This is a genomic window from Nocardioides mangrovicus (assembly GCF_003674065.1).
GTDB classification, from domain to species: domain Bacteria; phylum Actinomycetota; class Actinomycetes; order Propionibacteriales; family Nocardioidaceae; genus Marmoricola; species Marmoricola mangrovicus.
The window spans coordinates 878,914-900,177 of sequence record NZ_RDBE01000010.1 but is presented as its reverse complement, the minus strand read 5'-3'; the positions used below and the strand labels follow the sequence as shown (position 1 = coordinate 900,177).

19 protein-coding genes are annotated in these 21,264 nt (G+C 73.3%); 6 read left to right on the top strand and 13 right to left on the bottom strand.

Annotation, left to right across the window (positions count from 1 at the left end):
* Positions 1-48: 48 nt before the first annotated feature.
* The 4 genes from D9V37_RS18845 to D9V37_RS18830 form a co-directional block, all read right to left on the bottom strand.
* Positions 49-1,035, bottom strand: a complete 987-nt coding sequence (locus D9V37_RS18845) for an adenylate/guanylate cyclase domain-containing protein (protein ID WP_232525011.1) — start codon at positions 1,033-1,035, stop codon at positions 49-51.
* Positions 998-1,423, bottom strand: a complete 426-nt coding sequence (locus tag D9V37_RS18840; RefSeq protein WP_121807641.1) for a Crp/Fnr family transcriptional regulator — start codon at positions 1,421-1,423, stop codon at positions 998-1,000. Before D9V37_RS18840 ends, D9V37_RS18845 begins: the two co-directional genes overlap by 38 nt.
* Positions 1,424-4,261 (bottom strand): hypothetical protein, encoded by a 2,838-nt coding sequence (locus D9V37_RS18835; protein WP_121807640.1) that lies wholly within the window; start codon positions 4,259-4,261, stop codon positions 1,424-1,426. It lies immediately after the preceding gene.
* Positions 4,262-4,338: 77 nt separating this feature from the next.
* Complete coding sequence (locus tag D9V37_RS18830) at positions 4,339-5,247, bottom strand: MerR family transcriptional regulator (protein WP_121807639.1); 909 nt, start codon at positions 5,245-5,247, stop codon at positions 4,339-4,341.
* A 51-nt stretch (positions 5,248-5,298) separates the two neighbouring features.
* Between D9V37_RS18830 and D9V37_RS18825 the strand changes: the two genes are divergently transcribed.
* The 3 genes from D9V37_RS18825 to D9V37_RS18815 are packed head-to-tail and all read left to right on the top strand — an operon-like array spanning position 5,299 to position 8,068.
* Positions 5,299-6,660: a cryptochrome/photolyase family protein gene (locus D9V37_RS18825; protein ID WP_232525010.1), complete on the top strand. Its 1,362-nt coding sequence runs from the start codon at positions 5,299-5,301 to the stop codon at positions 6,658-6,660.
* Positions 6,657-7,619: an SDR family NAD(P)-dependent oxidoreductase gene (locus tag D9V37_RS18820; RefSeq protein WP_121807637.1), complete on the top strand. Its 963-nt coding sequence runs from the start codon at positions 6,657-6,659 to the stop codon at positions 7,617-7,619. The genes D9V37_RS18825 and D9V37_RS18820 overlap by 4 nt, the downstream gene beginning before the upstream one ends.
* Entirely contained in the window at positions 7,616-8,068 is a 453-nt protein-coding gene (locus D9V37_RS18815; RefSeq protein ID WP_121807636.1) for a TspO/MBR family protein, read from the top strand. The genes D9V37_RS18820 and D9V37_RS18815 overlap by 4 nt, the downstream gene beginning before the upstream one ends.
* 249 nt (positions 8,069-8,317) lie before the next feature.
* Here D9V37_RS18815 and D9V37_RS18810 read toward each other — a convergent pair whose 3' ends face one another.
* Genes D9V37_RS18810 through D9V37_RS18795 form a run of 4 tightly spaced genes read right to left on the bottom strand, consistent with a single transcriptional unit; the run spans position 8,318 to position 11,838 of the window.
* Positions 8,318-9,472, bottom strand: coding sequence for a lanthionine synthetase LanC family protein (locus tag D9V37_RS18810; protein ID WP_198412645.1), 1,155 nt, complete (start codon positions 9,470-9,472; stop codon positions 8,318-8,320).
* Positions 9,469-9,939, bottom strand: a complete 471-nt coding sequence (locus D9V37_RS18805) for a GNAT family N-acetyltransferase (RefSeq protein ID WP_121807634.1) — start codon at positions 9,937-9,939, stop codon at positions 9,469-9,471. The genes D9V37_RS18810 and D9V37_RS18805 overlap by 4 nt, the downstream gene beginning before the upstream one ends.
* Positions 9,936-10,373, bottom strand: a complete 438-nt coding sequence (locus D9V37_RS18800; protein WP_121807633.1) for a YdeI/OmpD-associated family protein — start codon at positions 10,371-10,373, stop codon at positions 9,936-9,938. Before D9V37_RS18800 ends, D9V37_RS18805 begins: the two co-directional genes overlap by 4 nt.
* A gap of 10 nt (positions 10,374-10,383) precedes the next feature.
* Positions 10,384-11,838, bottom strand: coding sequence for an MFS transporter (locus D9V37_RS18795; RefSeq protein WP_121807632.1), 1,455 nt, complete (start codon positions 11,836-11,838; stop codon positions 10,384-10,386).
* 84 nt (positions 11,839-11,922) lie between these two features.
* Between D9V37_RS18795 and D9V37_RS18790 the strand changes: the two genes are divergently transcribed.
* A complete protein-coding gene (locus D9V37_RS18790; protein ID WP_158604521.1) occupies positions 11,923-12,645 on the top strand; it encodes a TetR/AcrR family transcriptional regulator in 723 nt (240 codons plus the stop codon).
* A gap of 10 nt (positions 12,646-12,655) precedes the next feature.
* Here D9V37_RS18790 and D9V37_RS18785 read toward each other — a convergent pair whose 3' ends face one another.
* The 4 genes from D9V37_RS18785 to D9V37_RS18770 form a co-directional block, all read right to left on the bottom strand.
* Positions 12,656-15,172 (bottom strand): alkaline phosphatase family protein, encoded by a 2,517-nt coding sequence (locus D9V37_RS18785; RefSeq protein WP_121807630.1) that lies wholly within the window; start codon positions 15,170-15,172, stop codon positions 12,656-12,658.
* Positions 15,173-15,289: 117 nt separating this feature from the next.
* A complete protein-coding gene (locus D9V37_RS18780; RefSeq protein ID WP_121807629.1) occupies positions 15,290-15,601 on the bottom strand; it encodes a TfoX/Sxy family protein in 312 nt (103 codons plus the stop codon).
* On the bottom strand, positions 15,598-16,026 hold the full coding sequence (locus D9V37_RS18775; RefSeq protein ID WP_121807628.1) for a PPOX class F420-dependent oxidoreductase: 429 nt from the start codon (positions 16,024-16,026) through the stop codon (positions 15,598-15,600). Before D9V37_RS18775 ends, D9V37_RS18780 begins: the two co-directional genes overlap by 4 nt.
* A gap of 12 nt (positions 16,027-16,038) precedes the next feature.
* The gene (locus tag D9V37_RS18770) at positions 16,039-16,521 is read right to left on the bottom strand and encodes a glutathione peroxidase (protein WP_121807627.1); all 483 of its coding nucleotides are present in this window, start codon (positions 16,519-16,521) and stop codon (positions 16,039-16,041) included.
* A gap of 83 nt (positions 16,522-16,604) precedes the next feature.
* On the opposite strand from D9V37_RS18770, the gene D9V37_RS18765 reads away from it, so the two are divergent.
* Together D9V37_RS18765 and D9V37_RS18760 are read left to right on the top strand one after the other, a co-directional pair.
* The gene (locus tag D9V37_RS18765) at positions 16,605-18,476 is read left to right on the top strand and encodes a penicillin-binding transpeptidase domain-containing protein (RefSeq protein WP_121807626.1); all 1,872 of its coding nucleotides are present in this window, start codon (positions 16,605-16,607) and stop codon (positions 18,474-18,476) included.
* Entirely contained in the window at positions 18,476-18,901 is a 426-nt protein-coding gene (locus D9V37_RS18760) for a hypothetical protein (RefSeq protein WP_121807625.1), read from the top strand. Before D9V37_RS18765 ends, D9V37_RS18760 begins: the two co-directional genes overlap by 1 nt.
* Positions 18,902-18,911: 10 nt before the next feature.
* Here the strand turns inward: D9V37_RS18760 and D9V37_RS18755 are convergent, their stop codons facing one another.
* On the bottom strand, positions 18,912-21,152 hold the full coding sequence (locus tag D9V37_RS18755) for a putative bifunctional diguanylate cyclase/phosphodiesterase (protein ID WP_121807624.1): 2,241 nt from the start codon (positions 21,150-21,152) through the stop codon (positions 18,912-18,914).
* Between the last annotated feature and the right edge of the window lie 112 nt (positions 21,153-21,264).

Sequence of the window (21,264 nt, the reverse complement as noted above, 5' to 3'; positions counted from 1 at the left end):
TGCACCCGCAGCACATCACCAGGGACCGACAGTTCGCGAGCCCCGAACTCATCGGTCGCGGGCGCGCAGCCGCCACGGCTCGAGGTGGCGATAACCCTTGACCGAGACCCGGCGCGTGCGATGCAGCTGGTAGGCCTCGCCCTCCAACACCTCGTGCATGCCCTGGTCGACCAGGACCGAGCCCGGCCGCGCCACGCTCGTCAGCCGCGAGGCGATGTTGACGGTGGGGCCGAACACGTCGCCCAGCCGCTCCACCACCGCCCCGTAGGCCACTCCGGCACGCACCTGCGGGAACGCCTCGTCGGCCTCCGAGCGACCGACCAGGTCCAGTGCCAGCTCGGCGGCCGCGGCCGGGTCGTCGGCGACGAAGAGCACCTCGTCGCCGATCGTCTTGACGATCCGGCCGCCGTGGTCGGTGGTCGCGCTGGTGGCGACGTCCTCGAAGTGCTCGACCAGGTCGACCAGCTCGCCGTCCTCCATCGTCTTGCTGCGGCTGGTGTAGCCGACGATGTCGACGAACCCGACGGCCAGTCGCTCGGCGTCGGCGGCCGGGCGCATCAGGAGCCGGGTCGTCGCCGCCAACTGGTGGCGGCGCCAGATGTAGGCCTGCAGCTCCTCGACCACCGGTACGACGTCGAGCGCGAGCTCCTCGAGCCGGCGACCGGGGTCCTCGGCATCGACGGCGATGCCGGCCAGCAGCCGCACCTGCCATTCGGCCAGCCGCGCGAAGCTGCGGCCCCAGGTGCGCACCAGCGCGTTCTGGGACTGCTCGTCGAGGATGCCGGCGTCGATGAGCTGCGCGGCCTGGCGCAGCGCGGTCACGTCGGCCTCGGTGAAGACCGGTTCGTCGTCGGCCGACTCCGGGAACCCGAGCAGGTGCCACAGCGAGGTGGCGGTGGCCAGCTCGACGCCGGCCCGCTCGGCCACCTGCGCCCGCGTCAGCTCCGGCGGACCGCCGAGCAGGAGCGCCTCGACCGCCTCGAGCAGCTCGCCGGGGTCAGGAGGCGGTGCCGCCACCGCCTCCACCGCCGCCACCGCTGCGACCCGAGGCGGCGCTCTCCAGCGCCTCGCGGAAGGTCGGGATGTCGGCGACCAGCTTCTCCACGGCCTCGCGGGTGAAGTGCAGGGCGGTGGTGGGGGCCAGCGTGACGACCGAGGCGTTGCGCAGCTTGTGCCGCACGATCGCGGTCTCGCCGACGATGTTGCCCGGCCCCAGGCGCGCGATCTCCTCCTTGCCGTGGCGCACGGAGACTTCGCCCTCGAGGATGATGTAGGCCTTGTCGGCCGGCGTCTTCTCCGAGATCAGCGACCAGTTCGCGGGCGCGGTGACCTCCGTGCCGGCCTTGGCGATGGCACGGACCTCGGCGTCGGAGAGCGTGTCGAAGATCGGCACCTGCGCCAGCGCGGGCTTCTCGGAGCTCATCTACCTCGACTCTTTCCCGTGGGAGGACGACCTGCGGCGATCTTCGCGTGAACGGTCGTTCTCTGTCCACACGCGACCGGTCAGCCGCTGCCAGGCGGCCCGGGCGGCGGCCGCCTCCTCGGCGTCGCCGTGGTCGCCCAGCAGCGTCACGGCGTCGCTCAGCAGCGGGACCGCCTCCTCGCCCCGGCCGCCGTCGATGAGCACGAGCGCGGCCTGGTGCTCCAGCCGGCCGCGCAGCCTCTCCTCCGCCAGCGGTGCGGTCGACAGGCCGGGCGGCGGATCGTCGGGCACCGGCACCGACCGGGCCTCCGGGATGACCGAGCCGAGCGTGGCCAGTGCCTCGTTGACGCGTCCGGCCGTGGCCTGGACGCCGGCCAGCTGACGCAGCGCCGAGACCATGCGGTGGACGTCGCCCACCGCGCGGGCGGTGCGCGCCGCCGCCACCAGGTGCTCGGCCGCGCGGGTGCTGGTGGCGGTGCTGGTGGCGGTGGGACCGGCCTGGCCGGGTCGTCCCAGCGAGGCCTGGGCCAGGGCGGCGCCGGCCGCCTCGTGGGCCGCGGCGGAGTCGGCGAGCCGTCGCTGGGCGCGGAAGCCGCCGGCGGCGGTCTCGAAGTGCTCCACCGCGAGGTCGGCGCGCCCGGCGGCCAGCAGGGCGCGGCCCAGCGTCCAGGCGGTGACGGCGACCAGCGGGTCGCCGGCCCGCTCGAGCGCGACGACGGCCGGGGCCAGCACCTCGGCCGCCTCGGCGGCGTTGCCCGTCTCCAGCAGACCCAGGCCGAGCACGCGGTGGGCCAGGGCCCGCCGCAGTACGTCGTCCGGGGCCAGCCGGTCGAGCAGCGAGTGGGCCTCGTCGACCAGGGCCTCCCAGTCGCCGGCCTGCAACAGCACGTCGCACAGCTCCGAGCGGAGCCCGGCCGGGTCGGTGACGCCCACCTCCGCGGACTCCGCGACGGCCTCGCGGTAGCCGGCGACCGCGGCGTCGAGGTCGCCGCGCTGCCAGGCCAGCTTGGCCAACGTGGCGGTCACGGCGACGACGAGCGAGGGCAGCGCCTGCTGGACGGCCATGGCCCGGGCCTTGCGCAGCAGATCGGCGGCGAGGTCGGGCGCCGCCCAGATGCCGGCGTACCCGGCGGCCTGCAGCGCGGTGACCTGCCAGCGCTCGTGGCCGCCGCGGGCGAAGAGGTCGGAGGCTCGCAGCGCGTAGGCCATCCCGCGCTTCGGGTCGGGGTTGCGGCTCAGCGTCATCAGCCCCGCCGCCGCCTCGCGCAGCTCACCGACGGCCGCCAGCTCGGAGACCAGCTTCTCGGCGCGACGCCAGGCCGTCTCGTCGCCGGCCAGCGCGGCTCGGTGCATGATCTCCACCTCGACGCGCTGGACGGCCGGCTGGCTGCCCGAGAGCCGCGCGGACTCGGCGGCGTTGGCCAGCAAGGCATCGGCGAACGCGTCGTCGAGTTGCGCCCGATCCGACGCCAGCGCCCGCCGGTCCAGGTAGGCCACCGAGAAGTGCTCCAGCGGGTCGTCGACGGGCAGCAGCTCCTCGCGGTGCGCGGCCCAGCCGTTGACCAGGTCGACGACGCGCGCGGCGTCGAAGGCGTCGCTGGCGGCCAGCAGCTCGGCGGCGTAGCCCAGCGCGCTGCCCGGCAGCGGCACCGACGACGCCGGTGCGGGCTGCGGCGGCGCCTCGAGCGCCACCTCGAGCAGGTCGGAGGCGCGCGTCTCGACCGAGGCCAGGTGGCGGTAGGGGGAGATCCGGGTGAGCGCCGCCAGCCGCTGGCTGGTACGGCGGTTGTCGTTGCGCTCGTCGAAGCAGGCGGCCAGCTCGCGCGCGACGGCGTCGAAGTTGGCGATGGCGGTGTCCAGCGGCAGGCCGGCCACGACCGCCGGGGCGAGCTGGTGGCCGCGCCCGGCGCGCAGGGCCCGCGCGACGACCGCGCTGCCCCGCATCCGGTCGACGTCGTCGATCCGGTCGGCCGCACGGCCAGTGAGCAGCGGCACCAGCTCCAGCGCGAGCCGAACGCCGCGGCCGGGCCGGTTGGCGCGCATCAGGTACATCACGTGGTCGGCCATCGCCGAGACCTGACCGGGGTGGCCGGCAACCATCAGCCAGCCGGTGCGGTGGTAGGCCTCGGCGGCGTCGACGCGCCCCAGGCGCGCGGCCCAGTCGGCGGCCTGGCCGAGGAGCCGGGCCGGCTGGTCGTCGCAGGCCCGCCGACCCTCCACCAGCTCCGAGGCCCGGGCCAGGGCACCCTCGAGGTCGCCGGAGTCGGCCACGAAGCGCGCCTCGGCGGCGATGTCGCAGGCCTCGCAGTCCGACAGCTCGTCGCGCGGACTCTCCCGCCACACCCTCAGCCACCGCTCGAGCACCTCGGGGGAGTCGACGTCGCGGGCCAAGAGCGCGCGGTGCTTGGCGTAGAGGTGCGGCGAGACGCCCTCGGCGCGGTAGCGCCGCTCGACATCGCCGTGGATGCGGCGCACCACACTGAGCGGGATGCGCGAGCTGCGCCGGGTGCGCACCAGCGCGAACCGGCTCTCCCACAAGATCTCGAAGCGCTGCCGTTCGCTGAGCACGCGGTCCTCGCGGCCCCCGGTCGACTCGCCCAGCGCGCTCAGTAGCCACGCGATGTGCGGCAGCTCGCGCTCGCCCGGCAGGGCGGCGTCGTAGGCGGCGACCAGGTTGATGCGCGCCTGCACCTCCAGCCCCCAGGCGCGGGCGGGGTCGGCCCCCTCCACCGCGGTGGCCAGCGAGAGCGCGCGCTCGGAGGCAGCGACCTGCTCCTCGCCGGACGGGAGTGCATCGGCGACGCGTAACGCCTGCTCGACGTCGGCGACGCTCGGCATCGGGCTGCTCCCGGGGTGGTCACGGATGGGGTGAGAGCCGCCCACTCTACGACCGGAGCGCGGCCCCGCACACCTCGTCAGTGCCCGCGTGAGACGCGCGCGGCCTCGAGCTGCGCGGCGGCCTCACCCGGGTCGAGCGGGAGCAGCTCCGCACCGTGCTCGGCCGCCAGCTCCGCACTGGCCGCCCTGCCGCCCAGCGCCAGCCGTACGGTGCGCCGCCGGGTGCGCAGCGCGATGTCGTGCTGCTCGAGCTGGGCGGCGTACATGTAGGGCTCGGTGCCGCACAGGACCAGGACGTCGGCCGGCAGGTCGTCGGCCATGGTCACGGCGTCGACCACCGGGGTGTCGGCGCCCAGGAACGTCACCCGCCAGCCGTTGCGACGCAGCAGCAGGTTCAGCGCGAGGAGCCCGATGTCGTGCCGCTCGTGCGCGGTGCAGGCGAGCACGGCCGAAGGACCCGTCGCGCCGGCGTGCAGACCGGCGTGCTGCCCGGGGGCCATGGCCAGCATCCGGCCCCGGATCATGCCGCTGGCGTAGTGCTCCTGCGCGACCGTGATGGTGCCGGCCTCCCAGGCGTCGCCGAGGTGGCGCAGCACCGGGAAGAACAGCCGGTCGATGACCTGCTCCATGGCGTGGCCCGAGATGGCCCGGTCGACCACCTCGTGCGCGCCCGCGTCGTCGTAGGCGGCGAAGGCCACCATGAGGTCCTCGCGCAGGTGCTCCAGGCTGGCCGGGCGGGCGCGGGCCAGCGCGCCCTGCAGGACGCGGTCGGCGGCCTGTGCGGCAGCCACGCCCTGCGAGCGCAACGCCACCATGTCGCGCACGCGGCGCTCGTCCTCGGGCCCGTAGAGCCGGTAGCCGCTGGCCGAGCGGTGCGGGGACAGCAGCTGGTAGCGCTCCTCCCACACCCGCAGCAGGTGGGTGGTGGTGCCGGTGCGCTCGGCCAGGGCCCCGATGCGCAGGGGTCGCTCGGCCGTCTGGTCCATGCCGAGAGGATGGACCTTCCACGAACCTTTGACAAGGATTACGTTGAATCCGTGCCCTCCCTCCTCTGGCTGCGCCGTGACCTGCGACGACACGATCTCCCGGCCCTGGGCGCAGCCGCCGGCACCGAGGGCGGTCAGGTGCACGTCGTGTTCGTCGTGGACCCCGCGATCTGGGGCAGCGCCGGCGCCGTGCGCACGGCGTGGACCGCGGCCAACCTGCGCGCCGTCCAGGAGGCCTACGGCGGCAAGGTCTCACTGCGCCACGGCGACCCGCGCACCCTGATCCCACGACTGGCGAAGGAACTGGGCGTCGACGCCGTGCACGTCTCGGCCGAGCCCTTCCCCTACGGCCGCTCGCGCGACCGCGCGGTGCAGGAGCGGCTCGATGCCGAGGGCATCGGCTGGGTCGAGACCGGCTCCCCCTACGCCGTGACGCCGGGGCGGGTGCGCAAGAAGGACGGCTCGCCCTACCAGGTGTTCACCCCGTTCTCGCGGGCCTGGCACGACCACGGCTGGCGCGAGCCCGCCGCCGACCCCACCGGCCTGCACCTGGCCGACGCCGAGGACGACAAGCGCGTGGCGGCGATGATCGACAAGGCGCTGCGCGAGGGGCCCGAGCAGTTGCCCGACGCCGGGGAGAAGGCGGCGCTGAAGCGGTGGCACGACTTCCTCGACGGCCCACTGGCCGACTACGACGGCGACCGCGACAAGCCCGCCGTCGACGGCACCTCGTTCCTCTCCCCCTACCTCAAGGTCGGTGCGATCCACCCGCGGACCATGCTGGCCGACCTCGACGGACGCCGCGGCACGGGCGCCGCCAGCTACGCCACCGAGCTGTGCTGGCGCGACTTCTACGCCGACGTGCTCTGGCACCGCCCCGACTCCGCCTGGCACGACTACCGCGCCGAGCTCGGCTCGATGCGCTACGACGAGTCGGCGCAGGCGGTCGAGGCGTGGCGCGAGGGCCGCACCGGCTACCCCATCGTCGACGCCGGGATGCGGCAGCTGCTGGCCACCGGCTGGATGCACAACCGGGTCCGCATGATCACCGCCAGCTTCCTGGCCAAGGACCTGCACGTGTGGTGGCCCGTCGGGGCCCGCCACTTCCTGGACCACCTGCTCGACGGCGACCTGGCCTCCAACAACCACGGCTGGCAGTGGACCGCCGGCACCGGCACCGACGCGGCGCCGTACTTCCGGGTCTTCAACCCGATCACCCAGGGCAAGAAGTTCGACCCCCAGGGCGAGTACGTGCGTCGCTGGGTGCCCGAGCTCGCGCACCTGGCCGGCAAGGCCGCGCACGAGCCGTGGGAGCACGACGACGGCTACGACCACGACTACCCCCAGCGCATCGTCGACCACGCCGAGGAGCGCACGAAGGCGCTGGACCGCTACCAGGCGGCCTCGCGGTGAGGGCGGCGTCCGCCCTGGTCGACACGGCGCTGGACCGCAGCGTCGTCCTGGGCTTCACGCGCCTCGGCCTCGGCGTCCGCTCCCACCTGCCCGGCTGGCCCGCCGACCCGGCACCGCAGGCGCTGCTGGGCCGCCACGTCGCCGTCACCGGCGCCTCGTCGGGACTGGGTGCCGCCACCGCGCTGGGCCTGGCACGCCTCGGCGCGCAGCTGCACCTGGTGGTGCGCAACCCCGAGAAGGCCAGGCCGGTGGTGGCGCGGATCGTCACCGAGGTGCCGACGGCGGTGGTCGAGGTGCACCGCTGCGACGTCGGCGACCTCGACGACGTGCGCCGGTTCGCCGCCTCGTTCGAGTCGCCGCTGGACGTGCTCGTGCACAACGCCGGGGTGATGCCGCCCTCACGCACCGAGTCGCAGCAGGGCCACGAGCTGGCGATGGCGGTGCACGTGCTCGGCCCGGTGCTGATGAGCGAGCTGCTGCGGCCCCGCGAGCGGGTGGTGCTGGTGACCTCGGGCGGCATGTACGCCCAACGGCTGCGGGCCGACGACCCCGAGTACCTCACCGGCCGCTACTCCCCCACCACCGCCTACGCCCGCAGCAAGCGCGCCCAGGTCGAGCTCTTGTCGATCCTGGACCGGCGCTGGGAGGCCTCGGTCTGGGCGACGCACCCGGGGTGGGCCGACACCCCCGGCGTGGCCGACTCGCTACCCGGCTTCCGGCGGCTCACCCGGCCGCTGCTGCGCGACGCCGAGGGCGGCGCCGACACCACCGTCTGGCTCAGCGCGGTCGACCCGGCACCGCCGGGCGGCAGCCTGTGGCACGACCGCCGCCGGCGACCGCCCCACTTCTCGCCCACCACGCGCAGCCGGCCCGGCGACGTCGCGCGGATGTGGCGCTGGGTGTGCGAGCAGATCGGGATCGAGGAGACGTCGCCCGACAAGGGCGGGGCCGAGCGATGAGCCTGCGACGCAACGTGGTGCCGGTGGTGCTCGGGGCCGTCGTAGGCGGACTGGGCGTCCGGCCGACCTCGCGGTGGTACCGGGCGCTGGACAAGCCGCGCTGGAATCCGCCGAACGCGGTGTTCGGCCCGGTGTGGACGGCGCTGTACGCGTTGACGGCCTACGGCACCGCGCGCGCGATGGAACGAGGCACGGCCGCACAGGTACGCGGGATCGAGCGGGCTCTGTGGACGAACATGGCGCTCAACGCCGGCTGGTGCTGGCTGTTCTTCACCGCCGAGCGACCCCGGCTCGCCCTCGCCGAGATCCTCGCCCTGGACGCCTCGACCGCCGACCTGCTGCGCCGACTGCGCGAGGTCGACCCGACCGCGCACCATCTGGTGGCGCCCTACCTGGCCTGGAACAGCTTCGCCACCGCCCTGAACGCCGAGATCGCGCGGCGGAACTAGCTCGTCCAGAACCGGGTCATCCAGAACCGGGTCATCCAGAACCGGGTCATTCAGGGCCACGGGCGCGCGAATCCGGACGTTCGCGGGGTGGTTCCTCCGGGTTCGTCCCCCGGTTTCACCCGCCGGCCGGTGAAACCGGGTGCCACTGCCACTGCCACGGCCGACCAACCGGACCAGCCAATCACCCGAGTGGAGGAAACCGCCCTGTGGTGTCCCGATTCGTGACGATCCGGAGGACGGTTTCCCCGCCTAGGCGGGGGAACCGTCCCCGACCACCGGCTGATCCGGCAGCGCCACCGCATACCGCGGGTCCCCACCCGCCTCGACCCGGGTCCACCGCAGCAGCTCCCGGGCGATCCCGGCGTTGCCCATCGCCCAGCCCGACCGGGACGGCAGCAGCGGCTGGGCGGCGGTGTGCTCGGTGTTGCGCCAGCACACGCCGGCGGACGTCCGGACGGCGCGCCGCTCGAGGTCGGCCACCAGGAGCCGGCCGAAGGTCGGGTCGTCGTCGAGCTCGGCCCGGCGGTCGGAGGCCAGCGCGAGCACCCCGGCGGTGCCGCAGCAGCGGCCGCTGTTGTCCCAGAACCCCGGCCGCAGTCGCTGCGGGAGGCCCGATCCGAGCACGCTCGTCCAGCACCGCTCGGCCAGGGTGCTCCATGCGGCGTCGCCGGTGGCGGCGGCGAGCAGCCGGAACGCCTGCGCATCGCCCACCGGACCGTGGCACCACCCGAAGCTGTAGCGCTCGACCCGGTCGGGCAGGTTCTGCGGGTCCGAGTGGGGCACCAGGAAGCCGGTCGGGCCGGCTTCGTCGCGGGCCACGACGTCCGCCGCACCGGCCAGCCCGAGCTCGACGAGGTCGGCGCGGCCGCAGGCCGCGCCCACCGCGACCAGGGCCATGACGACGCCGAGCGTGCCGTGGGAGACGTGGTGCAGCCGTGCCTCGCGCCCGGCCCGCGTCTGCCAGATGACGCCGGCCGACGTCGGCTCGGCCAGCTCCGGCAGCGGCGCCAGCACGTCGATCGCGAGCTGGTGATCGCCCAGCGCCAGCGCGGTGAGCGCGACGCCGGCGTTGCCGAGCAGGAGGTCCAGCCAGTGCTCGAAGCGCTCGCCGTCGAACGCCGCACGCACCGCGGCGAGTGCGGCTAAGGGGTCGCGTCGCACCGCGTGCTGGACCAGCGCCCCACCGGCTTGTCCGAAGTACAGCGACCCACCGTCGAGCCCCGACAGTCCGTCGACGCGTCGCTCGGCCTCGTCGGCGTACCGCTGCTCCCCGGTGTGGTGGTGCGCCTCGAGCAGCGTCAGCACGACACCCGCGGTGCCGCTGTAGAGCGTCGGATCGTCGGGCTCCTCGTGGACGAGCAGCCAGTCGACGGCGTCGAGACCGAGCCGCTCGGCGTCGCTCACGACCCCAGCTGCCGCAGCGCCTCGCCGTCGAGCCGGTGGGTGGTCCACTCCTCCAGGCCGACCGCTCCGAGGCTGCGGTAGAAGCCGATCGAGGGTTCGTTCCAGTCCAGCACCGTCCACTCCAGCCGCTGGTAGTCGCGCTCGACGCACGTCCTGGCCAGGGTGGCGAGCAGCTCGCGGCCGAGCCCGGAGCCGCGGTGGGCCGGGTCGACGAAGAGGTCCTCCAGCCAGATGCCGTGGGTGCCGGTCCAGGTGGAGAAGGTCAAGAACCACACCGCGATGCCCATCACCTCGCCGTCGACCTCCGCCACGTGCGCGAACGCCGCGGGCGCCTCGCCGAAGAGCGCGCGGTGGAAGTCGGTCTCGGTGGCCACGGCCTGCTCCGGCTCGCGCTCGTAGGCGGCCAGGTCGCGCACCAGCTCCACGATGCGGGCGACGTCCTCGGGAGTGGCCGGGCGGACGCTCACGACCGCAGCCCCTCGAGGGTCTTGGCGACGCGCCGGGCGCGGGTGTCCTCGCCCTTCGCGGCGGCGATCGGCTCGGCCTGACCGCGCTGGGCGCTGTAGCTGAGCCGGTCCCACGCAGCCTGCGCCGCCGGGTCGGCCGCGAGCGCCTCGGCCAGCGCGGCCGGCACCTCGACCGTGCCCGGGGCGTCGTCCAGCTCGACGTCGACCTCGTAGGACTGCCCGGCCTCGACCCCGGCCGCCTCGCGGTTGGCCGCGGACACGCCGAGCATCATGCGGCCGCCCATCGAGGCGATCGAGGAGCGCCAGGTGTGTCCGCCGAGGGTGACGACGACCTTGGGTCGCTTCCCGGCGGCGAGGTCCTCGACCACCTGCTCGGGGACCTCGGAGCCCGTGGTGGTGCCGCCGGTGGCGAGCAGCTCCGCTGTGAATCTCATGGCCTTGAACCTAGTGCGCGACGGCGTCCTCGCGTGCCCGCGCGGGCAGGAAGAAAGTGAGCCCGAACCCGACGACCAGGAGTCCGGCGGCCAGCCACATCGCCGCGCCCGCTGCGTCGCGGAAGACCGCGATCCGCGAGGTGGCGTCGGCGGCGGTCAGGACGTGGAAGAACAACGTGCCGAGCACCGCGATGCCGAACGCGCCGCCGAGCTGCTGCACGGCCGTCATCACGCCGGAGGCCGAGCCGGACTCGTGGTCCTCCACGCCGGCCAGCACCAGGTCGAAGAACGGCGCCATCGTCAGACCCATGCCCAGGCCGACGACGGCCAGCGACGGCTGCAGGTCCCAGGCGCCGACGCCGTCACCGGCCAGGTGCAGCGTCCAGACGAACCCGGCCAGCCCGGCGATCGTGATCACCTCGCCGACGTGCATGAGCCGCCGCCCGCCCAGCCTGGCGTTGAGCGGCTGCGACGCCACGAACCCAACCACCATCCCGGCGGCCTGGGAGATCCCGGCCAGGCCGGCGTGCAGCGGGGTGAAGCCCAGTCCCAGCTGCACGAACAGCGTGAACACGATGCTCATGCCCATCAGCGCGCCGAAAAAGGCCATGCCGGTGACCAGGCCGGTGGTGAAGGCGCGCTTGGTGAACAGCGACGGCGTGATCAGCGTGACCTTGCCGGCCCGGTCACGGGCCCGCTCGACGAGGGCGAGCAGCCCGAAGCCCAGCAGACCGGCGGCGATCATCACGTAGCTCCACGCCGGCCAGCCGAGCTCGCGGCCCTGGATGAGGGGGTAGATGAGGCAGAACATCGAGCCCGACGCAATCGCGGCACTGGTGAGCTCGACGTGCAGGTCGCGGTTCGGCCTGGACGCCGGCAGGATCCGCACCGCGGCCAGCAGCGCGATCACGCCGATGGGGACGTTGATGGCGAAGATGGTGCGCCACTGCCAGCCGAAGAGATCGGCGTCGACCAGCCAGCCGGCCAGGATCGGACCACCGACCGCGGAGAGGCCCATCACCGGTCCGAAGGCGCCGAAGGCACCGGCGATCTCCTCGGGCGGGAACATCTCCTTGATCAGCCCGAGACCCTGGGGCAGCATCACCGCGCCGATCAGCCCCTGCAGCACCCGGAAGGCGATCAGCATCTCCGGGCTCTGGGCGAGTGCGCAGGCCAGCGACATCAGCGTGAAGCCCGCCATGCCGATCATGAACATCCGCTTGCGGCCGTAGATGTCGCCCAGCCGTCCCCCGATCAGCAGCCCGCTGGCCATGGCGATCGTGTAGCCGGCGGCGAGCCACTGGATCAGCGTCTGGCCGCCGCCGAGGTCGCGGACGATCGTCGGCCCGGCGATCGAGGTGATCAGCGCGTCGAGGAGGTCCATCACCTCGGCGGCGAGCACCACGAAGAGGGCGGGCCAGCGCAGGGCGTAGGCGGTGGTGGCCGCAGGGGCGGTGGTGGTCATGGCTGCTCCCGAACACTGTTCGTCATTATGGACGAACGCTGTTCTACGCACGAACACCGTTCGTGTCAACTAGGATGGGCGGCGATGAGCATGGGCAAGGTGGATCGGGTCCGCGCCAAGGCGGCCAAGCGGGCGCGGCGCCGACCGCTGTCGAAGCAGGCGATGGTCGACGTCGCGCTGCGCATCGTCGACACCGAGGGCACCGAGGCGGTCTCCATGCGGCGGGTGGCCGCGGAGTTCGACACCGGGCCGGCCAGTCTCTACGCGCACGTGCGCGACAAGGACGAGCTGCTGCGGCTCGTGCTCGACCGCGTCATCGACGAGATGGAGGTCCCGACCGCCGACGCCTGGCAGGACGTCGTCCGCGGGTTCGCCCACAACGTCCGCTCGGCCTACCAGCGCCACGCCGACGTCGCGCGGCTCAGCTTCGCCCACATCCCCACCGGGGAGAAGGTGCTCGCCGGCAGCGAGCGGCTGCTCCGCGCCATGATCGAGGCGGGCGTGCCCGACCGGGTGGCCGCCTGGGCGCTGGACATCCTCAGCCTCTACGTCGGAGCCGACGCTTTCGAGGGCTGGATCATGCAGCAGCGGTTCTCCCACGACGCCCGCGGCCGTCCCGTGGCGGAGGTCGACGCCGACTTCGTCGCCTCGGTCCAGCACGACATGGGGGCGATGCCGGCCGACCGGTACCCCTACCTCGCCCGGGCGCTGCCGGTCATGACGTCGGGCACCAGCGACGAGCGGTTCTCCTTCGGCGTCGACATGCTCATCGCCGGCTTCGCGGCCCAGATCCCCGAGCAGCCGTAGGCCGCAGGGCTCAGGCGAAGGCGGCCGTGACCGGCTCGGCGCTGATCCCGAGCGGGATCGACTCGATCACCGTGTTGCTGGTCGTCTCGATGACCGAGACCGTGCTGGACACGTTGCCGGTCACCCACATCTGCGAGCCGTGGCAGCTGATCCCGGTGGGGATCCTGCCCACCGAGACGGTGTCGACGACGCGCCGCGACCTGGTGTCGATCACCGAGACCGTGTCGTCGTTGGCGTTGGTGACGTAGGCCCGCGCACCGTCGGTGGTGAACGCGACCGCCCACGGTCCCCTCCCCACGCGCACGTGCCCGATGACCGACCGACCCGCGCCGTCGACGACCAGCACCCGGTCGCGGGTGGTGTCGGCGACGTAGACGGCTCTGCCGTCGGGCGACGCCGCCACGCCGTGCGCCTGCGAGCAGGCCCGCGTCACCAGCCGGCTCCGGCGCGTGGTGGTGTCGGCCACGTACAGGCCCTCGGAGCAGGTCGCCCACAGCAGCCGCGAGCTCGGACTGACCGCGACGACCTGCGGCGCCGAGCCCACGACGATCTCCCCCACCACGGTGTCGCTGGCGACCTCGATCACCGAGACCGTCTCCGAGGCGGCCGCGCCGCCGTTGTCGGGGCCGGTGTTCGCGACGTAGACCCGCGCACCGTCCGGGGAGGCCACCACGCCGTGCGGGTAGACGCCGACGACGATCGAGGTGCCGGCCACCTTGGCGGTCGCGGTCCGCAGCGCGGCGACGTCGAAGGCGGAGACCAGGTTGGTGCCCGACTGGCTGACGTAGAGCTTCGAGCCGTCGGGCGTGGCCGCGATGCCGTAGGGGTTGGTCTCGGAGACCTTCGCCGAGGTCCACTGGTAGGTCTCGGTGTCGATGGCGGCCACGCCGCCGGCGCAGACCATCGTGACCCACGCGTACGTCCCGGTGGCCGCGAGCGCCTTGTCGACCCGCTGCTCCAGCTCGCCGGGGAACTGGGTGCCCGCGGTGCCGTCGGGGAAGTCGGCGCGGTGGGTGGTGCGGTTCTCGGTCAGCCGGCTCACCGAGCCGGGCAGCGCGTGATGGCCCTGACGTCTTGGCGTTGCCTCGGTGCCGACGCGCGGGACGGGGTGGCGGCGCGGCTCCTGTACGGGCGGCGTCTGGTCGGCCCCCGGCACCGTCGGCGCCGGCAGGGTCTCGACCTCGTACTCGGCCTCCCAGAACCGGTGGATCGTGTCGGGCACCGGGGGCGGAGTGCGCCGACGGCCACCGCCCATGCCCAGCGCGGAGGTGAAGTCGCCGAAGGTCTGGCGTCGCCACTGCGAGATGTTGGTCTCCTGGACGCCGGTGACCTGCTCGAGCAGCTGGAGCACGGAGGTGTGGTCGAAGTTCTCGGTCGCCACCCAGCCGCCGACCGTCCACGGCGAGATGAGGATGCAGGGCACGCGGACGCCGCCGCCGATCGGCAGCCCGCCGACGAACTCGTCCGGCGTGCCGGCCGGCGGCAGCGGCGGCACGACGTGGTCGAACAGCCCGTCGTTCTCGTCGTAGTTGAGGATGAACAGCGTCGAGTTCCACAGCTCCCGGTTCGCCGCGACCGCCTCGAGCTTGGAGGCGATGAAGTTCGCGCCGGACGCCGGCAGGTAGGCCGGGTGCTCGGACTTGCCCGAGGTCGGCACGATCCACGAGACGGTCGGCAGCGTGCCGCGCGCGCAGTCGGCCTCGAACCGGCCCGGCTGGGAGATCGTCAGACCGCGCTCGTAGAGGCCCGAGCCGGGGCGCGCGTCCTGGAAGCTCTGGAAGAACTCCAGCACGTTCGTGCCGTAGTCGTCCTCCTCCTGGTAGACCTGCCAGCTCACCCCGGCCGCTTCGAGCCGTTCGGGGTAGGTCGTCCACGAGTACGCCGGGGTCGGCACGACGTTGGAGATGATCGGGCCGCCGCCGGTGCCCCGGGGGTCGATCATGCCGGTCATCAGGTACATCCGGTTCGGCCACGTCGGGCCGAGGAGCGAGCAGTGGTAGCCGTCGCAGACGGTGAAGTTCTGGGCCAGCGCGAAGTGGAACGGGATGTCGTCGCGCTCGTAGTAGCTCATCGTGTACGGCCCGTGCGCTGCGCCGTCGGCGGCCAGGTGGGCAGGCATCCAGCTGTCGTTGGCGCCGTTGTTGATCGACTGGTGCTGCACCGCCCAGGCGTGGCTGGTCGAGGGGATCGCCTGCGCGCTGGTGGTCTTGGTGTCCAGGTGCCAGGGCAGGAGGTAGCCGTCGGGGTTGCTCGTCGTCGGCTGGTAGAAGACCGAGCGCCCGGTGGGCAGGGTGATCGCGTCGGGGTCGGAGAAGCCGCGGACGCCGGCGAGCGTGCCGAAGTAGTGATCGAACGAGCGGTTCTCCTGCATCAGCACCACGACGTGCTTGATGTCGCGGATCGAGCCTCGCCGCGGCTCGGCGGCCACCGCCGCGGCCAGATGGGGCGGTAGCAGCGAGCCACCGACGACGCCGCCGGCGATGGCGGCGCCGCTGGTGAGCAGGTGGCGACGAGAGATGTCAGGCATGGGTACGTCCTCCCGAGAGCGAGCAGGTGCCCGCCCATGCCAACCGCACCCGGCGACGCCGACGTGGCGCTCAGGTGAGCAGCAGGAGACGACGTGACGGCGAGGCGGGGTGCAGCCTCAGTCGGCGCGCAGCGCCAGGTCCAGCCAGACCCGCAGCGAGGCGTCGTCGGCCACCCGGCCGCCGGCCACGCTCACCCAGCGACGCGAACGGCGCCCGCCCATCGTCATCCGGTCCACCTGCGGCGGGTCCAGCAGGTCGTCGACCTCGGCCGGGTCGAGCCGCAGCAGCAGGCCGCCGGTGTGGGAGGCGCTGAGCAGCAGCCGGTCCTCGAGCATGAACCCCAGTCCGCCGAACATCGGCTTCTCCACCCAGGCCCCGGCTGGCAGCAGCGCGCGCACGCGCTCGGCCAGCTCCGGGTCGTAGCTCATCTGCCCTGCGGCAGCTGTCCGTAGGCGTGGTCCGGCCTCAGCCGCACGACGACCCGGCCCTCGGCGACCAGCGAGGCGCGGTACTCCTCCCAGTCGGGGTGCTCGCCGGCCAGGTCGCGGTAGAGCCGCACCAGCTCCTCGGCAGCGTCGTCGTGGGGGTCGCGGACGACGTCGCTCAGCGTCACGTCGCCCTCCACCACCACCCACGACCAGCGGTCGTCGGAGGTGGCGTGCACGGCGCCCCACGGCTCGCGCACCAGGTTCTTGTACTTCGCGCGGCTCTCGGTGATCGAGATGCGCAGGACGCCGTCGTCGCCCACGTGGGCGAGCACGTTGGACAGCTGCGGGCGAGCGTTGCGTCGCAGCGTCACCAGCACCACCTGGCGCTGACCGCGGACGAAGTCCAGGGCCTCGGCGATCTCCATGACCGCAGCGTCTCAGGCCTTGAGCGCCTTCTCGATGTCGCCGGAGATCTTCTCCGGCTTGGTGGTCGAGCCGTAGCGCTTGATGACCTTGCCGTCCTTGCCGATGAGGAACTTGGTGAAGTTCCACTTGATCTTCTCGCCGAGCAGCCCGGACTTCTCCGAGCGCAGCCACTTGTACAGCGGGTGGGCGTCGTCGCCGTTGACGTCGATCTTCTCGAACATCGGGAAGGTGACGCCGTAGTTCTTCTGGCAGAAGGAGCCGATCTCCTCGGCGTCGCCCGGGTCCTGCTCGCCGAACTGGTTGCACGGGAAGCCGAGCACCACGAGGCCGTCGTCGGCGTAGTTCTCGTAGAGCTTCTCCAGACCCTCGAACTGGGGGGTGAAGCCGCACTTGGAGGCGGTGTTGACCACCAGCGCCACCTTGCCGGAGTAGGCGCTGAGCGACTCCTCCTCGCCGGTGAGCCGGTGGGCGGTGAAGTCAGTCAGGGTTGTCATGGGTCTCCTCGTTCACGGGGTTCCTCCATTATTCGACGCCACCGTGACCGCAGATGGCTGGGGTGGTCCGGCAGGATCGAGGCGTGCGACGCGCTCTCGGAACCGCTCTCGTCCTGCTGCTGCTGTGCGCAGGGTGCAGCCTGTCGGGCGGGCCCAAACCCACCGGCGCCGCCGACCGGCTGGCCACCGCCCTGGGTCGCGAGGACGTTTCCTCGATCGAGTTCGCGGGCACCACCGCGGCCACCGCGCAGGCGCGGCTGAAGCGCATCGTGGCCGGGATGGACGGCGTCCGCGCCACCGTCCGGGCGGCCGGGGTCGAGGCCGACGGCGACCACGCCAGCGGTGACCTCATCTGGACCTGGCAGACGCCGGGGCGGAACTGGGTGGTGCGCTCGAGCCTGGACCTGACCAAGCGCGGCGACACCTGGCGACCGGTGTGGAGCCCGAAGCTGGTGGCTGCGCAGCTGGGGTCCGACTCCACCCTGCGCGCCACGACTCTGCTGGCCCAGCGCGGTGACATCCTCGGCGCCGGCGACCGCCGCATCGTCACCAACCGGGCCGTCGACCGCATCGGCATCGACAAGACGCTGGTCAGCGGCGACGCCGCGGTCACCTCGGCGCAGGCGCTGGCGCGGCTGGTCGGCATCGACGCAGCCGGCTACGCCAAGCGGGTGCAGCAGGCCAGTGCCAAGGCGTTCGTGGAGGCGATCACCTTCCGTCGCAACGCTGCCGACGAGCCGGGCACACCGCAGGTCACAGCCATCCCGGGTGCCCGGAAGCTCGCCGCGGTGCAGCCGCTCGCGCCGACCAAGGCGTTCGCCGCGCAGCTGCTCGGCACCGTCGGGCAGCCCACGGCCGAGATGGTCAAGAAGGCCGGCGGCACGCTCAGCGCCACCGACCAGGTGGGACTCTCGGGCCTACAGGCGCGCTACGACGACCAGCTGCGCGGCACGCCGGGCGTCAAGATCGCCGCGGTCGACGGCCAGGGCACCGCGACGCAGCTCTTCCGCACGGAACCGACGGCCGGCAAGCCGCTGCGGCTCACCCTCGACGTCAACGCCCAGCAGCTGGCCGACTCGGTCGTGGCCGGCCAGTCCTCCCCCAGCGCGCTGGTCGCGATCCGCCCCTCCACGGGCGCGATCGTGGCCGCGGCGAGCAGCCCGTCGGCCCAGGGCCAGAACATCGCCACCTACGGCCGCTACGCCCCGGGCTCGACGTTCAAGGTGGTCAGCAGCCTGGCCCTGCTCCGCTCCGGCGTCACGCCGAGCACCACCGTCGACTGCTCGCCGACGCTGGTGGTCGACGGCAAGACCTTCAAGAACTACGACGACTACCCCGCCTCCGCGCTGGGCCGGATCCCGTTCCGCGAGGCCATCGCCAACTCCTGCAACACCGCGGTGATCTCCCAGCGGGCACGGCTGCAGGGCTCGGCGCTCACCGACGCGGCGGCGGCGCTGGGCCTCGGCGTCGACCACGACCTCGGGTTCCCCGCGTACTTCGGGCAGGCCCCGGCGGCCGGCTCGCAGACCGAGGGGGCGGCCGACCTCATCGGCCAGGGCAAGGTGCTGGCCTCGCCGATGGCGATGGCGACGGTGGCCGCGTCGGTGCAGAAGGGCGCCGCCGTGGTGCCGAGCCTGATCGAGGGGCACACGGCCCAGGCCTCGCCGTCGCACCCGCTCACCGCCGCCGAGGCGTCCTCGCTGCGCTCGCTGATGCGCGCGGTGGTCACCGAGGGAAGCGGCAAGCTGCTGGCCACCGTGCCGGGCGCGCCGGTGCTGGCCAAGACCGGCACGGCTGAGTACGGCACGGCGAAGGCCGGCGGCTCGCTGCCCACCCACGCCTGGATGGTCGCGATCCACGGCGACCTGGCGGTCGCGGTCTTTGTCGAGGACGGGGCGTCCGGCTCGGGCACCGCCGGCCCGCTGCTCAAGCGCTTCCTACTCGGGTTCTCCTGATGGCGCTGCCCGCCGACGCCTGCTCGGGCCTGGTGGGTCTGGCCGAGCGGTGCGCCGCCGGCGACCCGGCGCCGCACGTGTTCCTGCGGCGGCTGGCGCGCGGCGGTGCGGGCGTCAGGCCGCTGCCGCTGGGGGTGCTCGACCTCGCCCGCGGTGGCCGCAACCTGGTGCGCGGGCGTGGCTTCCGTGCCGTCTACGACGACGGCAGCGCCGGCCAGGTGCGCCACTTCTGCGGCGTCGCCCGGGCCTGCCAGCTGCTCGGCGTCACGGCGACCCGGTGGCTGATGGAGCACAGCGGCGACGCCACGTCCTCACCGGACGGCCAGCTCACCGAGGCCGCGATCGTGTTCGTCCGCGACCTGCGGTCGGGCCGCCTGCCGGTGGCCGGGGCCGCGGCCTGGATCGACCAGCGGCTGTGCCGCTGACCGGTGCGGCTCAGGCGACCGTGACGGGCCGGGTCGCCTCGTGGCTCAGCGCGTGGAACAGCGGCAGCGTCAGCTCGTTCTGCAGCAGCTCGGTGGCCTCGGCCAGCGGCACCGGCTTGGACCACAAGAAGCCCTGCCCGATCCGGCAACCGGCCCGGCGTAGCCGCCACGCCTGCTCAGCGGTCTCGACGCCCTCGGCGACCGGCAGCAGCCGCAGGCTCCCGGCCAGGCTGACGATCGCGTCCACCAGCGGGCCGCCGTCCAGCGTGATCTGGTCGACGAAGGACTTGTCGATCTTGAGGACGTCGACGGGCAGGTCGGAGAGGTAGGACAGCGAGCTGTAGCCGGTGCCGAAGTCGTCGACCGCCACCCAGATGCCCCGCTCGCGCAGCACACCGAGCCGCCGCACGGTCTCCTCGCGATCGGCCAGCAGCGTGCTCTCGGTGATCTCCAGCTCCAGGCGCCGCGGATCGAGCCCGGTCTCGGCCACGATGGCGGTGACCAGCTCGACGAAACCGGGGTCGGCAATCTGGCGCGCGGTGACGTTCACGGTGATGCCGACCGGCTCGCCGGGGCCGTTCAGGTGCTCCTGGGCGCTGCGGCAGGCCTCGCGCAGCACCCAGGAGCCCATCGGCACGTCGAGCCCGGACTGCTCCGCGATCGGCACGAACGCCGCCGGCGGCACCAGCCCGCGGGTCGGGTGCTGCCAGCGCACCAGGGCCTCGAACGCGACGATCCGCCCGCTCTCGAGGTCGACGTTGGGCTGGAAGTGCAGCCGCAGCTCGTCGTGGTCCACCGCGTGGGCCAGCTCGCTCTGCAGCTCGAGCCGGGCCAGGGCGTCGGCGTGGAGGTCGGCGTCGTAGACCGCGATGGTCCCCTTGCCGCGGTCCTTGGCCCAGTACATGGCGACGTCGGCGTTGCGCATGACGTCCTCGCCGGTCACCTCCCCCGGCACCGCGACGGCCAGGCCGATGCTGGCGGCGACCTGGATCTCCTGGTGGCCGGCCAGGATCGGCTCGGCGAAGCCGGCCACGATGCGCTCGGCCACCTCCCGCGCCACCAGCACGTCGACGTCCTCCATGAGCACCGCGAACTCATCGCCCCCGAACCGCGCGACGGTGTCGCCACCACGGGTGGTGGCGCGCAGGCGCTCGGCGAAGGTGGTGAGCAGCTCGTCGCCCACGTGGTGACCGCGCGAGTCGTTGACGATCTTGAAGTCGTCGAGGTCGAGGAACAGCACCACCAGCGATCCCACGTCGCCCTCGCGCCGGCGGCGTCGCAGCGCGTGCGAGAGCCGGTCGGTGAAGAGGCGGCGGTTCGCCAGCCCGGTCAGGGCGTCGTGCAGGGCCTGGTGGCTGAGCTCCTCCTGCAGCCGGGTCCGCTCGGTGACATCGCGCATCGTGCAGACCCAGCCGTTGACGGCCTCGTCGGCGAGCAGGTTGGTCAAGGTGCCCTCGAGCAGCAGCGCCCGGCCGTCGGTGTGCGTGGCGTGCAGCGTCACCGGGTGATCGCCGGGGCGTGCGGCGGCCAGCAGCGAGGTCACGAGCTCGCGGTCCTCGGCGGCGATGACGTCGAGGAAGGAGCGACCGACCATCGCCTCGGGGTCGTGCCCGGTGACGGTGCGGATCGAAGAGCTGGCGAAGGAGAGCATCGTGTCGGACTCGATCACGGTGATCATGTCCGCGCTGTTGCGCACCAGGGCGCTCATGCGGTGCTCGCCGTGGATCTGGGCGTGGGCCTGGGTCACCGTGTGCTCGAGCTCGCGGTGACGGCGCACCACCCGGCGAAACCACAAGAACCAGCCGACCGAGACCAGCGCCAGCAGAGCGGCGTGGATGGCGGCCGCCCGCCGGTCGGCGAACCGCACGTCGCCGGCCAGACTGCGACCGAGCCGGTCGCTGGCCCGCTGCAGCCGCTGCTGGGCAGTGGTGTCGTAGGGGTCGGTGCGCCAGCTGTTCTGCGCCGCGATCAGCGCCTCGGTCTGGTCGTGGTGGACGCCGTCGCGACCGACGACGGCCTCGAGGTGGTCGAACTCGGCTGTCACCGGCCCGGTCGACGCGCCGGGCGCCCAGGCCGAGAGGGCGGCGTCGGCGGCGATGAAGGCCCGCTGCCGCTCTCGCGCCCCGTCGCCGGAGTGGTAGACGGTGGTGAGGAGGGCGAACTCCAGCAGCACCACGATGACCGTGCCCAGGAGCGTGGCCGCGCCTCGCAGCCAGGGTGCACGGGGCGGGCGGGCCGTGCTCGACGGCATCGACGCTCCCTCCGCCCGAGCGCCCCTCCGGCACTCTCCGGCCCATCGAGCGTATGGGCGAGTGTCCGGTTTGTCCGGTCAACCGAGGACCGGGTGGCGACTGGACTAGCCC